The organism is Streptomyces sp. NPDC002328 (assembly GCF_042890065.1).
Taxonomy (GTDB): Bacteria; Actinomycetota; Actinomycetes; order Streptomycetales; family Streptomycetaceae; genus Streptomyces.
In genome coordinates, this window is the sequence record NZ_JBIARQ010000007.1 from 13676 (window position 1) to 34107 (window position 20432).

The window sequence follows — 20432 nt, forward strand, 5'->3', positions numbered from 1 at the left end:
TCGGTTACTTCTCCTCGGTGAGACCGGTGGCGCCGGCGGTACGGGCGTGGCTGACGGCGGGTTCGTTCCCGCCCAGGAGCAGGTACAGGACGGCCATCCGGATCGACACTCCGTTGGCGACCTGCTCGACGACGGTGCAGCGGTCGGAGTCGGCGACCTCGGCGGTGATCTCCATGCCGCGGACCATCGGGCCGGGGTGCATCACGATGGCGTGCTCGGGCATCCGCGCCATGCGGTCGCCGTCGAGGCCGTAGCGGCGGGAGTACTCGCGCTCGGTCGGGAAGAACGCCGCGTTCATCCGCTCGCGCTGCACGCGCAGCATCATCACCGCGTCGGACTTGGGCAGCGTGCTGTCGAGGTCGTAGGAGACCTCGCAGGGCCAGGTCTCGACGCCGACCGGGACCAGGGTGGGCGGGGCGACGAGGGTGACCTCGGCGCCGAGGGTGTGCAGCAGGTCGACGTTGGAGCGGGCGACGCGGCTGTGCAGGACGTCGCCGACGAGGGTGATGCGCCGGCCGGACAGGTCCTGGCCGAGGCCCGCGTCCCGCCCGACGAGCCGGCGGCGCATGGTGAAGGCGTCCAGCAGGGCCTGGGTGGGGTGCTGGTGGGTGCCGTCGCCGGCGTTGATGACGGCCGCGTCGATCCAGCCGGAGTTGGCCAGGCGGTAGGGGGCCCCGGAGGCGCCGTGCCGGATGACGACGGCGTCGACGCCCATGGCCTCCAGCGTCTGGGCGGTGTCCTTCAGGGACTCGCCCTTGGAGACGCTGGAGCCCTTCGCGGAGAAGTTGATGACGTCGGCGGAGAGGCGCTTCTCGGCGGCCTCGAAGGAGATCCGGGTGCGCGTGGAGTCCTCGAAGAAGAGGTTCACCACGGTGCGGCCGCGCAGGGTCGGCAGCTTCTTGATGGGCCGGTCGGCGACCCGGGCCATCTCCTCGGCGGTGTCGAGGATGTGGACGGCGTCGTCGCGGGTGAGGTCGGCGGCCGAGATGAGATGACGCTGCATCTGTCAGGCTCCGTAAGACATGTGGGAGATTTCGGGCATGCGGGCGCACAGGGGCGCGCACGGGTGGCGTACGCCGGACTGCTACTGCTGCGCGCCCGGGGCGGTCTGCTTCACACCGAGCAGCACGGTGTCGCGACCGTCCTCCTCGGCGAGCTGGACCTTGACCGTCTCCCGCAACGACGTGGGGAGGTTCTTGCCGACGTAGTCGGCGCGGATGGGCAGTTCGCGGTGGCCGCGGTCGACGAGGACCGCAAGCTGCACCGCGCGGGGGCGCCCGATGTCGTTCAGGGCGTCGAGGGCGGCGCGGATGGTGCGGCCGGAGAAGAGCACGTCGTCGACGAGGACGACGAGCTTGCCGTCGATGCCGTCACCGGGGATCTCCGTGCGGGCCAGCGCACGCGGCGGGTGCATGCGCAGGTCGTCGCGGTACATGGTGATGTCGAGCGAGCCGACCGGGATCTTGCGGTCGGTGATCTCCTCGAGCTTGTCGGCGAGCCGCCGGCCGAGGAAGACGCCCCGGGTGGGGATGCCGAGGAGCACCACGTCGTCGGCGCCCTTGGCGCGCTCGACGATCTCGTGGGCGATGCGGGTCAACACCCGCGCGATGTCAGGGCCTTCGAGGACGGGCCTCGGCTCTGACTCCTGCGTGTTCGCTTGCGTGTCCATACGAAACGGACCTCCTTCTCCGCCTCACGGGACGGACCTTAAAGGACGTCGGAATTGCGCCATCCACCGTAGCAGGCGGGGACGACACCCTTGTTCACCCCCTTGGCGTAATCAGCCATCGATACCACGGAAGCGTCGGTGTGGACCATTCGGCTTGACGCAGAAGAATCACGCTGCGTAACCTCACAGTGAGTTACCAACCGCGCGGCATGGAATTGAAGCCCAGGCCGCGTCGACCCAGTGCCGGGGAGCCATATGTCCAGCGAATACGCCAAACAGCTCGGGGCCAAGCTCCGGGCGATCCGCACCCAGCAGGGCCTTTCCCTCCACGGTGTCGAGGAGAAGTCCCAGGGACGCTGGAAGGCGGTCGTGGTCGGTTCGTACGAGCGCGGCGACCGTGCCGTGACCGTGCAGCGCCTCGCGGAGCTGGCCGATTTCTACGGCGTCCCGGTGCAGGAGCTCCTTCCCGGCACCACCCCCGGCGGCGCGGCGGAGCCCCCGCCGAAGCTGGTCCTGGACCTGGAGCGGCTGGCCCACGTCCCGGTCGAGAAGGCGGGCCCCCTCCAGCGGTACGCGGCGACGATCCAGTCGCAGCGCGGCGACTACAACGGCAAGGTGCTCTCGATCCGCCAGGACGACCTGCGCACGCTCGCCGTCATCTACGACCAGTCGCCCTCGGTCCTCACCGAGCAGCTGATCAGCTGGGGCGTGCTGGACGCGGACGCGCGCCGCGCGGTCTCCCACGAGGAGAGCTGACGGCTCCTTCGGCCGGCGGAGACGACCGCGCAGAAACGTCACAGCCCCGAGGGGCGGAACCGACCCGGTTCCGCCCCTCGCTGCGTTGCCCCTCGCTGCTGTCGCGGCTCTTCCTCATCCTGACAGATCCCCTCTCACCGGGCAGCCGCTTGTGTCACGATCCTGCCTGGCTGCGTCGATCACGGGACGGGGGACGGTCATGGCGGCACATGACCAGCGGGACGAGGCGGTCGACACCGTCATCGGCCTGGTGCGCGACATCCACGCCGGGCATCTGAGCGAGGAGGCCGCGGAGCGGCTCGTCCGGTCTCCCGACTGGGCGCTGACGGAGGACGCGGCTCGGTCGCTGGTGTACCTCAGCTTCCGGCACGTGCGGACGGGTATGCCCGCCACCGCCTACCTCCTGGCGCGGCTGACGCTCGCGGCGGCGGAGGTCCGGTGGGGACGCGGTACGGCCTCGCCCTGGTGGCACGCGGCCGATCTCCTGGTGGAGTCGGTGCGGTTCGATCTGATCGAGCGCCCGAGCCGTGACCGCTTGCGCATGGCCTGTGCCGTCGCGGACGAGCAGATCGAGACGCTGCGCCGGACCGGAGATCTCGAAGAGCTGGCCGAAACCATGTTCGCGGCCGGCATCCTCCGCGTCCACCCGCACATCGGGCGCCCGCCCCTCGACGCGTCGCCGCTCCTCCAGGACCGGCATGTCCGCGGGCTGCTGCGCACCCGCCTCTTCGCCGCCCGCTCCGGCGACGACGGCAACGGCAACGGCAACGGCAACGGCGACGGCGACGGCGACGGCGACGGCGACGGCGACACCCTCGACGCCCTCCCCCACCCGGTCGACGCCGCCCTCGAAGCGCTCCCCTACCTCTACGGAGCGGTGGGACTCAGCGAGGGCCACCAGCGCGCCCGGTGCCTGAGCGCGGTGAACGAGGCGCTGGCCATCCTGATGAGCGACTCCGCCGCCGAGGGTTGGCTGTCGGACGCCTGGCTGGCGAACAGCCGGACCGCCGCCGGCCTCATCGACCCCGCACTCGATCCCGTCACCGCTGTCCGCCTGCGTCGCGTTCTCGCCCACTACGACGGCGAGCGGCCTCCGGCGACCCTTGAGGAGCTTCTGCCGCTGCCCCTGGCCGAGTCGCTGAGCCGGCACGGCGCGCGGGAGACCTGGGCCACGGTGGACCAGGCGCTGTGCCTGTTACGGGAGACGGGCGAGCGGGACCAGCTGCGCGACCTCGTGTCGGCCGTCTACCGGGAACTGCCCGACGCGGAGCAGCCCGAGCAGCTCCGGGAGACCTGGCACAGCCACGTCCACGTCCTGCCCGGCGACACCACCCCCTGCCCCGGCGAGCGGACCACCGCCGAGGAACTCGAGCGGACGGCGACCGCCATGGTCGACGCACCCGAGCCCGATGCGGCGGCCGTGCTGCATCTGGCCGCCCACCTCTGCGCGCGCGACCGGGCCCGGACGGCGTGCACCTTGCTGGACCTGCTGCCCGACCCGCTGCCGGACGCGGAACGCGAGGTCTCCGCGGCGGTCCGCCACCTGTTCGGCAACGCCTCCGCGGCTGCCGCCGCCGACTGCCGGCGTGCGGGCGATCTCTCCGAGGCGATCGGCCGGCACGCCATGGCCGCGCGGCACTACGCGGGCCTCTTCCTCCTGGACCTGGCCCTGCGCGAGCTGGAGCTGATGGTGGAGTGCGCGGTCGAAGGCGACCGGGACGACGCCCTGCTCGCGATCGCGATGCTGCGCACCGTGGTGGCTCCGCGACTGCATGCCGGGGTCTTCGAGGAGTCGGCCTTCGCCCTCTTCGCGGCGGCGCAGGGACTCGGGGCGCAGACGGCCGCGGGACCGTCGTCGCCCGCCGCGCTGCTGATGCTGCACACGGCCGCCAAGGGCCTCGACTTCTCCCGTGCCCTGGCGCAGCCGGGGCCTCGGCAGCCCGCCGAGGCCCTCGAGGAGCTTCGCGACCGCATCGGCGCACTCGAGAGTCGGTTGGGCGCGGCTGCCGCGCCCCGCCTCGACGACGTGGGCGAGGATCTCGAGATGCTCTGCTACGCCGGTCCGCAGGAAGTCACGTCCGGCGCCGTCGAGGACGAGATGCTCGGCAACCTGCGGCGGTCCTTCGACCGTCAGTTGTCCCGCCGTCTGTACACACCGGGCTCCACGGCCCGGTCCTCGCGGCACCCGGAGCTGAGCGACATCGTCGCGGCCCTGCCGTCCGACACCGTGCTGGTCTCCCTGTGGATCGGGCAGCAGCCGAGCCGGATGGAGGCCGCCGGGCCCGACGGGCAGCCCGCCGCCGCCCTGCATCTGATGACGATCACCAGCGAGGACGTCCAGGACATCCGCGTGCTGCCGTTCGGCGGCATGCCGGCCGCGGTGATCCAGATGAGCAGGGACGGCTACACCCATTCCCTGCACCCCTTCGCCCTGACGGTGGAGTCGGTGCGGGCCGCCGTACGGACCGACCCCCTGCATCGCGCGGTGGCCCGGGACGCGGCCGAGCACCTCGACCTCCCGCGGCTGCTGGGCGGCCTGGCCGAGGTCCTGACCCGCCTGCACGACGAGGGCAAGCGGCATCTGTGCTTCTGGGCCAACGGTCCCCTGCACTTCCTGCCGTTCCCGCTGCTGCACCAAAACGGGCGTCCCCTGGCCGACGACTGGACCGTCACCACCGTGCCCAGCCCGCTGTGCGCCACCGGCCTCGAACGGGACCGGCCCCGCGTCGGCGAGGGACTCGTCTCGCTGGGGGCCGCGCACGGCGGCACCCCGTGGGGGCTTCGGTCCGAACCCGTCCTTGACGAGCACGCCACGGCCGTCGCCGCGCTGGCCGGCGGGACGCCCCTGACCGGCGCCGACGCGACGCCGGCGGCCCTGCTGGCGCACGCCGAGGGCGCCCGCTACCTCCATGTGGCGGCGCACGGGGCGCACAGCCAGGAGGCCTCCTGGTTCCAGTGCCTCTACCTCAATCCGCCCGGCGACGGGAAGGACGGGCGGCTGTTCGGCCATGACGTGCTCACCGCCGACCTGCGCGGCGTGGACCTCGTCACCCTCAGTGCCTGCGAGTCGGGGCTCGGCAGATTCGACCTCGCCGACAACCTCCGGGGGCTGCCGGCGGCGTTCCTCCTGGCCGGGGCACGCGCGGTGGTGGGCTGTCTGTGGCCGGTGCGGACGGAGGCGGCCACGTACTTCTTCGGCGAGCTGCACCGGCACCTCGCCGGCCACCACGACACCCTCCGGGCGTTCCGTCATGCCCAGACCGTCACCCGCGGCAGGTTTCCGCAGTACCGGGACTGGGGCGCCTTCACCTATCACGGCGGCTGGAGCCGCCCCGACGAGAGGAGCGCCTGATGCCGCTCACCGTGCCGCCGCTCACGGGACACGACGTCGACCTCGTCGTCCCCGCGACGCTCCAGGGCAACACCACCGAGGAGCGCATCGCCCGGCGGCTGACGGTCACCGAACCGTACGTCACCCGGCTGCTGCCCGAGCAGCTGCCGGAGCTGAACGTGAACCCCGCCCTGCTGTCCTCGCTGTCGCCCGCCGACGACTACTTCGTGGTGGCCTTCGTGTGCACGTTCCGTCCGGCCGCGGACGGGGACGACGCGCCCTTCAAGGAGGCGCGCGTCGGGATCAGGCTCAGTGTCCCGGGCGGGGGGCCGCAGCCGGTGGCGCTGGCGCTGTCCCCGGACACGGCGAGCGCGGCGAGCGGGCACAGCCTGAGTTTCGCCCTGTCGGTTCCGCTCGTCGTGGTCGAGCCCTCGGTCGAGTTCGCGACGGACGGCTCGCAGGAGGAGCGGTACATCACCGCCTACGGCCTGGGCAGCAGCGACCCGGAGTGGCTGCTGCGCGACGTCGCGCGGCAGCCGCTGAGCGGGGACGTCCTGCTCGCCGTGGTGGTGCGCGCTCCGGCCGGTGCGGCCGTGGTGGCGGAGGTCATCGTGGCGGCCACGTTGCGGAAGCTGATGGTGCTGCGCAGCCGGGCGGACCTGCCGTCCCGGCTGCACACCATCGACCTGCGGGCGGCGGCCACGCCTGCCCTGTTCGCCGCTCCCGCCGGCGAACTGCCGGCGGGGTCGGCGGGGTCGGCGGGGTCGGCGGGTCAGTAGATGCCGAGGGCCCGCGGACTCCGGTCCGCGGGCCCTGGACACGCCATCGGGCGACGGAACGTCACACCCCGTCCCGGCGCAGGGTCGGCTTGAGCTCCTTCAGGCGGCCGAGCAGGCCGTTGACGAAGGACGGAGACTCGTCCGTGGAGAACTCCTTCGCCAGCTGCACCATCTCGTCGAGGACGACGGCGTCCGGCGTCTCGTCCACCCAGATCAGCTCGTGGGCGCCGAGCCGCAGGATGTTGCGGTCGACGACGGGCATCCGGTCCAGCGTCCAGCCGACGGAGTACTGGGCGATCAGCTCGTCGATGCGCTTCGCGTGCTCGGCGTAGCCCTCGACCAGCTGCATCGTGTACTCGCTCACCGGCGGCTGCCGGGTGTCGGCCCGGGAGAGCCGGATCCAGTCCGCCAGGACCGTCAGGACGTCGACGCCGCGCTGGTCGCCCTCGAAGAGGATCTGGAAGGCGCGCTTGCGGGCCGTGTTGCGGGCGGCCACGGTTAGCTGTTCACCCGGCCGAGGTAGTCGCTCGTGCGGGTGTCGACCTTGATCTTCTCACCGGTGGTGATGAAGAGCGGGACCTGGATCTGGTGACCGGTCTCCAGGGTGGCGGGCTTGGTGCCGCCGGTGGAGCGGTCGCCCTGGAGGCCCGGCTCGGTCTCCTGCACGACGAGCTCGACGGCGGCCGGCAGCTCGACGAAGAGCACCTCGCCCTCGTGCTGCGCGACGGTGGCCGTGAAGCCCTCGATCAGGAAGTGGGCGGCGTCGCCGACGGCCTTGCGGTCGACCATCAGCTGGTCGTAGGTCTCCATGTCCATGAAGACGAAGTAGTCGCCGTCCATGTACGAGAACTGCATGTCGCGCTTGTCGACAGTGGCCGTCTCGACCTTGACGCCGGCGTTGAAGGTCTTGTCGACGACCTTGCCGGACAGCACGTTCTTGAGCTTGGTGCGCACGAAGGCGGGGCCCTTGCCGGGCTTGACGTGCTGGAACTCGACGACGGACCAGAGCTGGCCGCCTTCGAGCTTGAGCACCAGGCCGTTCTTGAGGTCGTTCGTGGAAGCCACGGTTGCGGAATCTCCTGGACTGACGTGGACGACCCCGGGGCGGGCGCACAGCTCGAGGCTAGAGCGCGAGCAGCTCCTTGGTCGTGATGGTGAGTAGCTCGGGTCCGCCGTCCGCCTCGGGGCGCACGACGAGCGTGTCATCGATCCGGACACCGCCCCGGCCCGGGAGGTGGACCCCCGGTTCGACGGTGACCGGCACACAAGCGTCCAGTTTACCCATGGCCGCGGGAGCCAACTGCGGGTCCTCGTCGATTTCGAGCCCGACCCCGTGCCCGGTGAGCGCCGGAAGCCGTTCCGAGTACCCCGCGGAGTCCAGGACCTGGCGGGCCGCGCGGTCCACGTCCCGGTAGGCGGCGCCCGGCGCGAGGCTCTCGCGGCCGGCCCGCTGAGCGGCGAAGACCAGGTCGTACAGCTCGATCTGCCAGTCCGCCGGCGAGGTGCCGATGACGAAGGTGCGGCCGATCTCGCAGCGGTAGCCGCGGTAGGCGGCCCCGAGGCAGACGGAGAGGAAGTCGCCCTCCTCCACCCGCCGGTCGGTGGGCCGGTGCCCGCGCCGGCCGGAGTTCGGGCCGGTGCCCACGGAGGTGGGGAAGGCGGGCCCGTCGGCGCCGTGGTCGACGAGGCGGCGCTCCAGTTCGAGGGCGAGATGGCGTTCGGTGCGGCCGACGAGGATGGACTCCAGCAGCTCGCCCAGGGCCTGGTCGGCGATCTCGGCGCCGATGCGCAGGCAGGAGATCTCCTCCTCGTCCTTCACCACCCTCAGCTGCTCGACCGCGCCGCCGAGGTCCGCGAGGCGCACGCGCGGGGCGACCGAGCGCAGGGCCCGGTGACGGGTCACCGTGAGGTCGTGTTCCTCGACGGCGAGGGAGTCGGCGCCGGCGCCCATGGCCACGAGGAGGCCGGCGGCGGCCACGACGGGGTCGCCCCACGCGCCGGGGAGGGTGTGAGCCTTCAGGCTCTCGTCCGGGCGGCCCTCGGCGGGGCGGTCGTCGGGCGGGCCCGTGCAGACGAGGAGGTCCTCGTCCCTGCCCAGCAGCAGGACGGCGCCCTGCGGGGCCGCGCCGGCGAGGTATCTGACGTTGGCGGGCCGGGAGATGAGCGCTGCCGCGTTGCCGGACGCGTGGCAGCGTTCTTTCAGCCGTGTGCGGCGGGTCGCGTACACCTCTGACATGTGTCGAGCGTAGGAGCGGTGGCCGGATCCCGCCGGTTGGGCTGCGCCGAGCGGGGTCGCGCCCCCGGCCCGGCCCTCAGCCCGCTACCACTTCGGCGGGCTCGCGATCGCCCTCGCCAGTACGTCGTCCAGGACTCGCGCCGTGGTCGGCACGTCGAGCTGGGAGTTGTCGATGATCGGGAGGCCGGATCCGTACCAGCCGGCCATGCGGCCGTGGATGCGGGCGACTTCCTCGTCGGTGAGGCGGCGGTTGCCGGAGCGTTCGGCGTTGCGCTCCAGGACCACTTCCAGGCCGGGGAGGAGGACGACCGGCAGGAGCCCGGGGCCGACGTGGCGCTTCCAGCCGCCGAGGCCGACGGCGGGGCGGTCGGGGAAGATCGCGTCGTCGAGGATGCACGAGATGCCGTTGGCGAGGAAGTTGCGCGCGGCGAAGCCGCAGGTGCGGCGGGCCAGGCGGTACTGGGCCTCGGAGTGGTCGTTCCAGCCCGACTGGGGGTCGGCGAAGCCCGAGCGGACCCACTCGCGGACGTCGTCGAGGCTGATGTGAGCGGTGGGCACCCGCCGGTGATCCGCCCAGAACTTGGCGACGCTGGTCTTCCCGGCCCCCGCGGGCCCGATGAGCAGCACCGCGAGCGTGGTCGCCGCCGGATCTGGGGCGACCGCGGCCGGCGGCACGCTGGGCATGGGCACGGGCCCACCGGGCGGCAACGGAAGATGCCCGGTGACCTCGGAGCCATGCGAACCGGGGGCGTGCGGGGGGACGGGGGGCTGGGGGGCGGGCGGCACCGGGGACTGCGGGACCGGCGGAGGCACGGGGGGCTGGGGTGTGGAGTGCAGCGGAGGCTGGGGGGCCGACGGCACCGGCGACTGCGGGACCGGCGGAGGCACGGGGGGCTGGGGCGTGGAGTGCAGCGGCGGCTGGGGGGCCGACGGCACCGGCGACTGCGGCACGGCAGGCTGGGGAGCCTGCGGCACCGAGGGCCGCGGAACAGGCGGCTGCTGAGCCGGAGGCACCGAGGACTGCGGAACCGGCGGCACCGGGGACTGCGGGACAGGCGGCTGGGCAGCCGACGGCACCGACGGATGGGAAACCGGCGGCTGCTGAGCCGGGGGCACCGGGGACTGCGGGACAGGCGGCTGCTGAGCCTGCGGCACCGACGCCTGTGGCATCGGCGGCATCGGTGGCTGTTGCGTGGGCGGGATCGGCCCGGGTGGCGGTCCCCCGGTGTAGCCCGGCGCCGCCGGGTGCGGTGGGGGAACGGGAGCGCCTGGCTGATGTGCGCCGGGGTACTGCGCAGCCGACCGGATCGGGGCCGCGACACCGATGCCACCCGGCGCAGGCATCGCGCCCGCCGACTGAGGCGCGGGCACGGGCGCACCGGCGGCCGGCTGGAGTCCGGGGACGCCCGGCGCGCCCGCGCCGCCCTGCGTCGCGTGCGGTGCGACCGCTGCGGCGCCCGGCTGGGGCTGCCCGGCCGGTGGGGTCGGCGGCAGAACCGGGGGGTGCGCGGCCGGGGGCCGGTCGGGGGCCGGTCCGTGCCCCGGCTGGTGGGGCGGCGGCAGCGGAGAACCCACTGCGTGCTGCATCCGGTGCCACTCCGTCTCGTACAGGCAATGGGCGCTGGCGTAGGGGGCGCGGAACCCCCGCTTCGCTACCGAACGGTACCGCCCCTGGCCGTCGTTTGGTGAACGGCCGGGGGCGGTCCGAAGTGCCCGGCGGGGCAAGCGAATCGGGCGGAACGGGATCCCGCGGACTACTCGCCCACTTCGCCGTAGGCGGCGAGCAGGACCGCCGGGTCGGGCCCCTCCAGGACGGTGGGCTTGGCGAGGCCGTCGAGGACGATGAACCGCAGGAGGTCGCCGCGCGACTTCTTGTCGACCCTCATCGCCTCCAGCAGCTTCGGCCACTGGTCGTACCGGTAGTGCAGCGGCAGGCCCACCGACTCCAGCACCGTACGGTGCCGGTCCGCCGTGGCGTCGTCCAACCGGCCCGCGAGACGGCCCAGTTCGGCGGCGAAGTGCATGCCGACGGCGACGGCCGCGCCGTGCCGCCACTGGTAGCGCTCGTTCTTCTCGATGGCGTGGCCGAGCGTGTGCCCGTAGTTGAGGATCTCCCGCAGGCCGGACTCCTTCAGGTCGGAGGAGACGACGTCCGCCTTGACCCTGATGGAGCGTTCGATCAGCTCCGCGGTGTGCGGGCCGGCCGGGGTGCGGGCGGCCTCGGGGTCGCCCTCGACGAGGTCGAGGATCACCGGGTCGGCGATGAAGCCGGCCTTGATGACCTCGGCGAGCCCGGAGACATAGTCGTTGACCGGGAGGGACTCCAGCGCGGCCAGGTCGCACAGGACGCCGGCCGGCGGGTGGAAGGCCCCGACGAGGTTCTTGCCCTCGGCGGTGTTGATGCCGGTCTTGCCGCCGACGGCCGCGTCGACCATGGCGAGCACGGTGGTCGGGACGGCGATCCAGCGCACCCCGCGCAGCCAGGTCGCGGCGACGAACCCGGCGAGGTCCGTGGTCGCGCCGCCGCCGACGCCCACGACGACGTCGGTGCGGGTGAACCCGGACTGGCCGAGCGCCTTCCAGCAGTAGGCGGCGACCTCGGCGGTCTTGGCCTCCTCCGCGTTGGGCACCTGGATGGCGACGGCCTCGTAGCCCTGCTCGGCCAGGTCGGCGCGGAGCGCGTCGCCGGTCTCGGCGAGGGCCTCGGGGTGGATGACGGCGACCCGCTTGGCCTTCTCGCCGATCAGCCCGGCGAGTTCCCCGAGCAGTTGACGGCCGACCAGCACCTCGTACGGCTCGGAGCCCGCGCTGCCGCCGACCGCGATCCGCGTCACTGCCTCACTCATGCTTCCTTCAACTCCAGTGCGTCCAGGGCGGCCCGGGTGACCTCTTCGGGGGTGCGGTCGTCCGTCGGCACGACGGCCGTCGCGACCTCCTCGTAGAGGTGCCGGCGTGCCTCCATCAGCTCGCGCCACTGCTTGCGCGGGTTGACGGCGAGCAGCGGCCGGGCCGCGTTGAGGCCGGTGCGCTTGACGGCTTCCTCGACGTCCATCGACAGGTACAGCACGCGCTGCCCGGCCAGCAGGCCGCGCGTGTCCGCGTCGAGGATCGAGCCGCCGCCGAGCGCCAGGACGCCGTCGTGCTCGGCGAGGGCGCGGTGCACGGCCCGCTTCTCCACGGCGCGGAAGGCGGGTTCGCCCTCCTCGACGAAGATGTCGGCGATGGCGCGGCCCTGTTCGGCGACGATGTCGGCGTCGGTGTCCCGGTAGGCGACCCCGAGCCGCTCGGCCAGCAGCTGTCCGACGGTGGACTTGCCGACGCCCATCGGTCCGACCAGGACGACCAGCGGCCCGCTCATCGGATGTGCAGGTTGTCGAGGTACGAGCGCACGTTGCGGTGGGTCTCGGTCACGCTGTCGCCGCCGAACTTCTCCGCGACGGCGTCCGCGAGGACCAGCGCGACCATGGCCTCGGCGACGATGCCGGCGGCCGGCACCGCGCACACGTCGGAGCGCTGGTGGTGGGCCTGCGTGGCCTCGCCTGTGGAGACGTCGACGGTCCGCAGGGCGCGCGGCACGGTGGCGATGGGCTTCATGGCGGCCCGCACCCGCAGCAGCTCGCCGGTGGTCAGGCCGCCCTCGGTGCCGCCGGAGCGGCCGGTGGCGCGCCGGATGCCGTCGTCGGTGGTGACGATCTCGTCGTGCGCCTTCGAACCGGGCACGCGCGCGAGGTCGAAGCCGTCGCCGACCTCGACGCCCTTGATCGCCTGGATGCCCATGAGCGCGGCGGCGAGCCGGGCGTCCAGCCGGCGGTCCCAGTGCACGTGCGAGCCGAGGCCCACGGGCACGTCGTAGGCCAGCACCTCGACGACGCCGCCGAGGGTGTCGCCGTCCTTGTGGGCCTGGTCGATCTCGGCGACCATCGCCTTCGACGCGTCGGCGTCGAGGCAGCGCACCGGGTCGGCGTCCAGCCTCTCGACGTCGGCGGGGGTCGGGTACACGCCGTAGGGCGCCTTGGCGGCGGCCAGTTCCACGACGTGGGAGACGATCTCGATGCCGGCCGTCTCCTTGAGGTACGACCGGGCGACGGCGCCGAGCGCGACGCGGGCGGCGGTCTCGCGCGCGGAGGCGCGCTCCAGGATCGGGCGGGCCTCGTCGAAGCCGTACTTCTGCATGCCGGCCAGGTCGGCGTGGCCGGGGCGCGGGCGGGTCAGCGGCGCGTTGCGGGCGAGCCCGGCGAGCACGTCGGGGTCGACCGGGTCGGCCGACATGACCTGTTCCCACTTGGGCCACTCGGTGTTGCCCACCATGATCGCGACCGGGGAGCCCAGGGTGAGCCCGTGCCGGACTCCGCCGAGGAAGGTGATCTCGTCCTGCTCGAACTTCATCCGCGCACCGCGCCCATAGCCGAGCCGGCGCCTCGCCAGATGGTCGGCGACCATCTCCGTGCTGATCGGCACGCCGGCGGGAAGGCCCTCCAGCGTCGCCACGAGTGCGGGACCGTGGGACTCCCCCGCGGTCAGCCAGCGCAACCTGCTCAACGGTGCTCCTCAGTGCTCGCGCCTGGTACTGCCCTGCGTACGCGGGTCCTCGCGTACGGCAACGGCGGGACCGGGTGCGCGACCCAGGTCCGCCACCTACGATCCTCCCACGTCCGGGGCCCGGCCCCGGCCGCCGGTCCAGCAGACGGACGGCGGACGGCCGGGCACGGGCTCACCGCGAGCCGTCGCGCCCCTGCTGCGGGGCGTACGCGCCGAGGAAGTCGGCGCCGCTGGGCTGACCGGCCGCCGCGCCCTGAGGAGCCGAGGCCTGCGGAGCCGCGCCCTGCGAGGCCGGGGCCTGCCGGTTCTGCGGGGCGTACGGACCGAGGAAGTCCGCGCCACTGGGCTGACCGGCCGCCGCGCCCTGCGGAGCCGAGGCCTGCGGAGCCGCGCCCTGCGAGGCCGGGGCCCCCTGGTTCTGCGGGGCGTACGCGCCCAGGTAGTCCGCGCCCCAGCCCTGGCCGTGCTGCGCGGCCGCGTGCACGGCAACGCCGGACCGCACCGCGCGCCGGTAGGCGATCTTGCGCTTCAGCTTGAGGATCCACGAGGCGACCACGGCGAGCACGACCAGTGCGATGACCGTGATCTGCACCCACTCGGGCATGAACCGGAGGAAGAACTCGAAGATCTCGCTCTTGCCGGACGCCACCGGCACCCCGTCGGACACGTTGGACATGTACCTGACTCCCCCTGGACCGCGCTCCGCCCCCTGCGGAACTCAGCGGATACTAGCGGGCCGCGAGCGCGTGCTCCCCCGCTTTTCGCATCGCGTCCAGCGGAGCCGGCACCCGGCCGGTCATCTGCTCCACCTGAAGCACCGCCTGGTGCACGAGAAGGTCCAGCCCGCTGACGACCGCGCCGCCGAACATCGACCAGCGGGCGGCCAGTTCGGTCGGCCACGGCTCGTAGAGCACGTCGAAGAGGGTGGCGGGCCGCTCCGGCACCGAGGCGGCGAGGGCGTCCGTGGCCCCCGCCGGGGTGGTCGCGACGACGAGCGGGAAGCGCAGCGCCTCGGCCGCGTCCGCCCAGTCCGCGACCCGGACTGCCACGTCGAGACGTTCCCCCCACTCGCGCATCTCGGCGGCGCGGGACTCGCTGCGCACATAGGCGACGACCTCGCCGGCGCAGACCCGGGACAGCGCGGCCAGCGCGGAGGAGGCGGTGGCGCCGGCGCCGAGGATCGCGGCGGAGTCCACCTGCTCGACGCCGTGCTCGCGCAGGGCGGCGACCATGCCGGGGATGTCCGTGTTGTCGCCGAGGCGGCGGCCGTCCTCGGTGAACACCAGGGTATTGACCGCCTCGACGGAGGCCGCGGTCTCGCTGACCTCGTCGAGCAGCGGGATGACCGCCCGCTTGAGCGGCATGGTCAGCGACAGCCCCGCCCACTCCGCGCCGAGCCCGTCGACGAAGGCGGGCAGCGCCGCCTCGTCGACGTCGAAGCGCTCGTACGTCCAGTCCGTGAGCTCCAGCGCCCGGTAGGCGGCGCGGTGCAGCACGGGGGACAGGGAGTGGGCGATGGGGCTGCCCAGCACCGCGGCCCGGTGTCGGCGGACGTCGTGCGTCCCGGCTGTGTCGCTCATGGCCTCAGTTCTTCTTGGCGCTCTCGTTGAACTTGTCCTTGAGCCGCTCGAACTCGGCGTACGTCTTGGCGAATTCCGTCTTGTTGGCGCCGTCGGTCGCCACGAAGTAGATCCAGCCGTCGCTCGTCGGATTCAGCGTCGCCGCGAGTGCGTCGGCCCCGGGATTCCCGATCGGTCCGGGCGGCAGACCCCGCTGCGTATACGTGTTGTACGGGTCCTGATTGCTGTTGATCTCGGACTCGCTGATGTGGATGTTGCTCTCGTTCTTCAGGTAGTTGAAGGTCGAGTCGAACTGGAGCTTCTGGTTGGTCTCGGTGTTCGTCGGCTTCAGCCGGTTGTAGATGACCTCCGCCATCTTGCGGAAGTCGTCGTCGGTCTTGCCCTCGGCCTGGACGAGGCTGGCGACCGTGATGACCTGCAACGGGTTCTCCAGGTCGAGCGCGGCGGCCTTGCCCTTGAGGTCGATCTTGCCGTACGCCCCTTCGGCCCGCTCGATCATCTCCTTGAGCACGACCGCCGGTTTCATGCCCTTCGCCGCGGCGTAGGTGCCCGGGTAGAGGAAGCCCTCCAGCGGGTCCATGATGTCGGGGTCGCTGTTCGCCCAATCGGGCAGTCCGAGACTCTCGTACTCCTTCTCGGCGACCTTCCTGGTCGTGCCGGCGGCGAGACCGAGTTTCTCGTCGATGGCCTTGTAGACCTGGATATTGCGCTGACCGGGCGCGACGATCATATTCGCCTGGCTCTTGGGATCGAGCATCATGGCGACGGCGCTCCTCGCGGACATCTCCTTCTTCAGGATGTACGCGCCCGCCTGAATACTGCCGCCCTCGGGATTCTGCGTCATCGCGGAGACGAACGCGTCCACGCTCTTGACGACGCCCGCCTCCTTCAGCCGGCGGCCGATGTCCGCGCCGCCCGCGCCCTTGGGGATCTCGACGCTCACGGTCTGGCCGGTGCCGCCGCCCGCGTAGTCCGGAGCCGTGCCGTAACGATTCTGGTAGAACTGGTAACCGAAATAGCCGACGCCGCCGATGCCGCCGCCGAACACGAGCACGACCACCAGGCAGGCGAACCCGTTGCGGCGCTTCTTGCCTTTGGCGTCCTTGCCCCTGGGCTCCTTGCCGCCGCGCCCCCGCCCGCGACCGCCCCGGCCCTCCGCCTCGTCGTCGTCCTCGTAGGCGTCGTCGCCCGGCTCGTCCTGGGCGGCCCGGCCGCCTCTGCCGGGCTCGCCGCCCCGCTCCGCCGGATCCGCGCCGTCGCCCGCGAAGAAGGGGTGCTCCTCCTGCTCCGGGTCCGCGGCCCACTCGGGCCGCTGCTCCTCCGGCTCGGGCTCGGCGCGCCTGCGCGCGGGCGGCTCCGGGGGCGGATAGGCGTCCGGGGTGCCGTAGAGGTCGGGCTGCTCGGCGCCGTAAGCGGTTGCCTGCTGGCCGTACGGATCCCCGGGGTCGGCCGCGTAGGGCATGTGCGCGTGCGTGCCCGTGCCGTCCCAGCCGCCCTCGTGGTACGCCTGCTGCCCGCCCTGGTGGGCGAACTGCTGCTGGTCGTGGTCCGGGTACTGCTGCCCCGGGTGGCCGGTGTGTCCCGGCTGGCCCGGGTGGCCGGTGTGGCCCGGACCGGCGTACTGCTGGCCCTGACCGGCGTAGTGCTGCTGGTCGTAGGGCTGCTGCTGGTACTGCTGCGGGTCGTACTGCTGCGCCTGTCCGTCGCCCCAGTCGCCGCCGTACCCGGGCTGCTGCGGCTGCTGCGGGTAGTGCTGCGGCTGGCCGCCGTAGGCAGGCTGATGGCCGGCGTGGGCCTGCTGCCCTTCCCATCCGCCGTCCCCGTACAACGGGTCCTCCGGATGCCACGGTTCGGAGCCTGGGCCCCGGCCATACTCAGTCATCGATCCCCTAGAGCCGCGGCGGGCGGTCGCGCGGCTGGTGGGCCAGGCTACCGTTCCGCCTCTGCCTGTGCGGAGACTGTTCGAACACCTCCGCATCGCGCGGAACGTTACCGTATCGCGATCAGATGACCACTTCGACGCCCTCGCCCGGTGCTGTACCTGACACCCGTTCGGATTCCAGCGCCTGCTGAAGGATGATCACAGCGGCTGCCTGGTCGACGACCGAACGTCCCTTCTTGCTCTTCACCCCCGCGGCGCGCAGTCCCTGACTGGCCGTCACGGTGGTCATCCGCTCGTCGACGAGCCGGACCGGCACCGGTGCGACGCCCCTGGCCAGCTCCTGCGCGAACGCCCGGACCTTCACCGCGGCCGGGCCCTCGCCGCCCTTGAGGGAGCGGGGCAGACCGACGACGACCTCGATCGGCTCGTACTCCTCGACCAGTTGACGCAGCCGCCGGTGAGCCGCCGGGACGTCACGGCCGGGAACCGTCTCGACCGGCGTGGCGAGGATCCCGTCGGGGTCGCAGGAGGCGACCCCGATACGGGCGTCCCCGACGTCGATGGCGAGGCGACGGCCGCGGCGCATGCCCCGGCCGTCCCCGCTCGCCTGTGTGGAGTCGCTCACTTGGCCGTTTCCGCCACGAGGCGCTCCACGGCGTCGACGGCCTCGCCGACGGCCGACGGGTTCTGGCCACCGCCCTGGGCGACGTCCGGCTTGCCGCCACCGCCGCCGCCGAGGGTCTTGGCGGCGGCCCGCACGAGGTCACCGGCCTTGAGGCCGCGCTCACGGGCGGCCTCGTTGGTGGCGATGACCGTGAGCGGCTTGCCGCCCGCGACGGTGAACAGGGCCACGACGACGGCCCGCCCGCCCTGGATGCGACCGCGCACGTCCAGCACCAGCTTGCGCAGATCGTCGGCGGTCGTGCCGTCGGGCACCTGACCGGTCACGAGCGCGACGCCGCGGACGTCCTTGGCGGACCCGGCGAGACCGGCGGCGGCCTGGAGGACCTTCTCCGCGCGGAACTTCTCGATCTCCTTCTCGGCGTCCTTCAGCTTGCCGAGCATGGCCGAGACCTTCTCCGGAAGCTCCTCCGGGCGGCCCTTGATCAGCTCCTGGAGCTGGGCCACGACAGTGTGCTCCCGGGCGAGGAAGTTGTAGGCGTCGACGCCGACGAGGGCCTCGATACGGCGCACGCCCGAGCCGATCGACGACTCGCCGAGCAGCTTCACCAGTCCCAGCTGGGCGGTGTTGTGGACGTGCGTGCCGCCGCACAGCTCCTTGGAGAAGTCGCCGATGGTGACCACGCGCACGCGCTCGCCGTACTTCTCGCCGAACTCGGCGATGGCGCCCTGCTTCTTGGCCTCGTCGATGCCCATGACCTCGGCCTGGACGTCCAGGTCGCGGGCGAGCACCTCGTTGATCCGCTGCTCGACGTCGGTCATCACGGCCGTCGGGACGGCGGACGGCGAGCCGAAGTCGAAGCGGAAGCGGCCGGGCTGGTTCTCGGAACCGGCCTGGGCGGCCGTCGGGCCGAGGGCGTCGCGCAGGGCCTGGTGGGTGAGGTGGGTGGCCGAGTGGGCGCGGGCGATGGCCTTGCGGCGGCGGTTGTCGATCGAGGCGTGGGCGGTGGCGCCGACGGTGACCTCGCCGACCTGGACGACACCCTTGTGGACGTACACGCCCGGAACCGGCTTCTGGCAGTCGCGGATCTCGATGACGGCGCCGGAGTCCACCCTGATGCGGCCGGTGTCGCCGATCTGGCCGCCGCCCTCGGCGTAGAACGGGGTGCGGTCGAGGACGATCTCGACCTCGTCGCCCTCGGTGGCGGCCGGGGAGGACACCCCGTCGACGAGGATGCCGACGATGGTGGTCTCGCCCTCGGTGTCGCTGTAGCCGATGAAGTCGGTCTCGCCGGCCCGGTCGGCGATCGCGCGGTAGGCGCCGAGGTCGGCGTGGCCGGTCTTCTTGGCCTGGGCGTCGGCCTTGGCGCGCTCCCGCTGCTCCTTCATCAGACGGCGGAAGCCGTCCTCGTCCACGGAGAGGCCCTGTTCGGCGGCCATCTCCAGGGTGAGGTCGATCGGGAAGCCCCAGGTGTCGTGGAGCAGGAAGGCCTTGTCGCCGGAGAGGACGGCGCCGCCGGCCTGCTTGGTCTCGGTGACGGCCGTGTCGAGGATGTTGGTGCCGGCCTTCAGCGTCTTGAGGAAGGCGTTCTCCTCGGCGACGGCGACCTTCTCGATCCGCTCGCGGTCGGTGACCAGCTCCGGGTACTGCTGCCCCATCATGGCGATCACGGTGTCGACGAGGTCCTTGACGACCGGGCCGGTGGCGCCGAGCAGGCGCATGTTGCGGATGGCGCGGCGCATGATGCGGCGCAGCACATAGCCGCGGCCCTCGTTGCCGGGGGTGACGCCGTCACCGATGAGCATCACCGAGGTGCGCATGTGGTCGGTGACCACGCGCAGGGAGACGTCCGAGTCGTGGGCGTCGCCGTAGGCCACGCCGGTCAGCTCGGTGGCCTTCTTGATGACGGCCATGGAGGTGTCGATCTCGTACATGTTCTGCACGCCCTGCAGAATCATGGCGAGGCGCTCCATGCCGAGGCCCGTGTCGATGTTCTTGCTCGGCAGCTCGCCGAGGATCGGATAGTCCTTGCCCGGTCCCTCGCCCCGCTCGTACTGCATGAAGACGAGGTTCCAGATCTCCACGTACCGCTCGTCGTTGACGGCGGGGCCGCCCTCGACTCCGAACTCGGGGCCGCGGTCGTAGTTGATCTCGGAGCAGGGACCACAGGGGCCGGGGACGCCCATGTCCCAGTAGTTGTCCTTCTTGCCCAGGCGCTGGATGCGCTCCGTCGGCACGCCGACGACCTCGTGCCAGATGCGCTCGGCCTCGTCGTCGTCCTTGTAGACGGTGATCCACAGACGCTCGGGGTCGAGGCCGTAACCGCCCTTGTCCTGGGGGCTGGTGAGCAGCTCCCAGGCGTGCTGGATGGCGCCTTCCTTGAAGTAGTCGCCGAAGGAGAAGTTGCCGCACATCTGGAAGAACGTGCCGTGGCGGGTGGTCTTGCCGACCTCTTCGATGTCGGGCGTGCGCACGCACTTCTGCACGCTGGTGGCGCGCGCGAAGGGCGGCTTGACCTCACCCAGGAAGTAGGGCTTGAAGGGCACCATGCCGGCCGGGACGAGGAGCAGAGTCGGGTCGTCCGCGATGAGCGACGCCGAAGGGACGACGGTGTGCCCGCGCTCCTCGAAGAAGCTCAGCCAGCGGCGGCGAATCTCGGCCGACTCCATCAGTGGTCCTCATTCCGGTTGTACGAGTGCTTCGTTGGCGAAGACGTCGGAGCCTCGACGTGCTTCGGGTGGCTGCGGTCGTTCTCGATGGCGGCGAACCGCCGGGGGGCCGGGAGTTCGGGGTCCTCGTGGATGCCGAGGGCCTCCTCGAGTTCGGCCTCCCGCTGGGCCATGTTGTCGCGGACGTCGAGCGCGAAGCCCACCGCGCGGTCCTTGAGGCGCGCTCCCGTCTCGAGGGCCTTGTTGGCCGCGGTCGCGGCGAGGCTCTCGGGGGTCAGCTGCCTCAGCTTGCGGTTGACCTTGGTGGTGGCCCACACACCGGCGGCGACACCGGTGGAGAACCAGAACGTACGACGGAACATCGCTGGG

18 protein-coding genes are annotated in these 20432 nt (G+C 72.2%); 3 read left to right on the forward strand and 15 right to left on the reverse strand.

Translation table 11 applies throughout. The features are described 5' to 3' along the window. Positions 1 to 4 precede the first annotated feature (4 nt). A complete protein-coding gene (locus ACFYX4_RS19425; protein ID WP_389334272.1) occupies positions 5 to 1003 on the reverse strand; it encodes an aspartate carbamoyltransferase catalytic subunit in 999 nt (332 codons plus the stop codon). Between the two features lie 81 nt (positions 1004 to 1084). Then, positions 1085 to 1669, reverse strand: a complete 585-nt coding sequence (gene pyrR / locus ACFYX4_RS19430) for a bifunctional pyr operon transcriptional regulator/uracil phosphoribosyltransferase PyrR (protein WP_389334275.1) — start codon at positions 1667 to 1669, stop codon at positions 1085 to 1087. Positions 1670 to 1924: 255 nt separating this feature from the next. On the opposite strand from pyrR, the gene bldD reads away from it, so the two are divergent. From bldD to ACFYX4_RS19445, 3 genes are all read left to right on the forward strand, one after another. Continuing rightward, complete coding sequence (bldD, locus tag ACFYX4_RS19435; RefSeq protein ID WP_009313753.1) at positions 1925 to 2425, forward strand: transcriptional regulator BldD; 501 nt, start codon at positions 1925 to 1927, stop codon at positions 2423 to 2425. Positions 2426 to 2624: 199 nt separating this feature from the next. Then, positions 2625 to 5777 (forward strand): CHAT domain-containing protein, encoded by a 3153-nt coding sequence (locus tag ACFYX4_RS19440; protein ID WP_389334279.1) that lies wholly within the window; start codon positions 2625 to 2627, stop codon positions 5775 to 5777. After that, positions 5777 to 6535 carry a hypothetical protein gene (locus ACFYX4_RS19445; protein WP_389334282.1) on the forward strand — a complete coding sequence of 253 codons (759 nt, stop codon included), beginning with the start codon at positions 5777 to 5779 and terminating at the stop codon, positions 6533 to 6535. The genes ACFYX4_RS19440 and ACFYX4_RS19445 overlap by 1 nt, the downstream gene beginning before the upstream one ends. 61 nt (positions 6536 to 6596) lie before the next feature. On the opposite strand, the gene nusB is transcribed toward ACFYX4_RS19445, so the two are convergent. From nusB to ACFYX4_RS19510, 13 genes are all read right to left on the reverse strand, one after another. Further along, positions 6597 to 7031, reverse strand: a complete 435-nt coding sequence (nusB, locus tag ACFYX4_RS19450) for a transcription antitermination factor NusB (protein ID WP_389334285.1) — start codon at positions 7029 to 7031, stop codon at positions 6597 to 6599. A gap of 2 nt (positions 7032 to 7033) precedes the next feature. Further along, complete coding sequence (efp, locus tag ACFYX4_RS19455) at positions 7034 to 7600, reverse strand: elongation factor P (RefSeq protein ID WP_389334288.1); 567 nt, start codon at positions 7598 to 7600, stop codon at positions 7034 to 7036. Between the two features lie 58 nt (positions 7601 to 7658). Next, positions 7659 to 8771 carry an aminopeptidase P family protein gene (locus ACFYX4_RS19460; protein WP_389334291.1) on the reverse strand — a complete coding sequence of 371 codons (1113 nt, stop codon included), beginning with the start codon at positions 8769 to 8771 and terminating at the stop codon, positions 7659 to 7661. A gap of 84 nt (positions 8772 to 8855) precedes the next feature. Further along, positions 8856 to 9941 carry an AAA family ATPase gene (locus ACFYX4_RS19465; RefSeq protein ID WP_389334294.1) on the reverse strand — a complete coding sequence of 362 codons (1086 nt, stop codon included), beginning with the start codon at positions 9939 to 9941 and terminating at the stop codon, positions 8856 to 8858. Positions 9942 to 10525: 584 nt separating this feature from the next. Next, on the reverse strand, positions 10526 to 11617 hold the full coding sequence (aroB, locus tag ACFYX4_RS19470) for a 3-dehydroquinate synthase (protein WP_389334297.1): 1092 nt from the start codon (positions 11615 to 11617) through the stop codon (positions 10526 to 10528). After that, a complete protein-coding gene (locus ACFYX4_RS19475) occupies positions 11614 to 12129 on the reverse strand; it encodes a shikimate kinase (RefSeq protein ID WP_389334300.1) in 516 nt (171 codons plus the stop codon). Before ACFYX4_RS19475 ends, aroB begins: the two co-directional genes overlap by 4 nt. Continuing rightward, on the reverse strand, positions 12126 to 13310 hold the full coding sequence (gene aroC, locus ACFYX4_RS19480; protein ID WP_389334303.1) for a chorismate synthase: 1185 nt from the start codon (positions 13308 to 13310) through the stop codon (positions 12126 to 12128). The genes ACFYX4_RS19475 and aroC overlap by 4 nt, the downstream gene beginning before the upstream one ends. Positions 13311 to 13482: 172 nt before the next feature. Next, positions 13483 to 13986, reverse strand: a complete 504-nt coding sequence (locus ACFYX4_RS19485) for a hypothetical protein (protein WP_389334306.1) — start codon at positions 13984 to 13986, stop codon at positions 13483 to 13485. A gap of 52 nt (positions 13987 to 14038) precedes the next feature. Then, a complete protein-coding gene (locus tag ACFYX4_RS19490) occupies positions 14039 to 14890 on the reverse strand; it encodes a shikimate dehydrogenase (RefSeq protein ID WP_389334309.1) in 852 nt (283 codons plus the stop codon). 4 nt (positions 14891 to 14894) lie between these two features. Next, the gene (gene mltG, locus ACFYX4_RS19495; RefSeq protein WP_389334312.1) at positions 14895 to 16772 is read right to left on the reverse strand and encodes an endolytic transglycosylase MltG; all 1878 of its coding nucleotides are present in this window, start codon (positions 16770 to 16772) and stop codon (positions 14895 to 14897) included. Between the two features lie 121 nt (positions 16773 to 16893). Next, a complete protein-coding gene (gene ruvX, locus ACFYX4_RS19500; protein WP_389335191.1) occupies positions 16894 to 17358 on the reverse strand; it encodes a Holliday junction resolvase RuvX in 465 nt (154 codons plus the stop codon). A gap of 35 nt (positions 17359 to 17393) precedes the next feature. After that, positions 17394 to 20063 carry an alanine--tRNA ligase gene (gene alaS, locus ACFYX4_RS19505; protein ID WP_389334315.1) on the reverse strand — a complete coding sequence of 890 codons (2670 nt, stop codon included), beginning with the start codon at positions 20061 to 20063 and terminating at the stop codon, positions 17394 to 17396. Further along, entirely contained in the window at positions 20063 to 20425 is a 363-nt protein-coding gene (locus tag ACFYX4_RS19510; protein WP_389334318.1) for a hypothetical protein, read from the reverse strand. The genes alaS and ACFYX4_RS19510 overlap by 1 nt, the downstream gene beginning before the upstream one ends. Positions 20426 to 20432 lie beyond the last annotated feature (7 nt).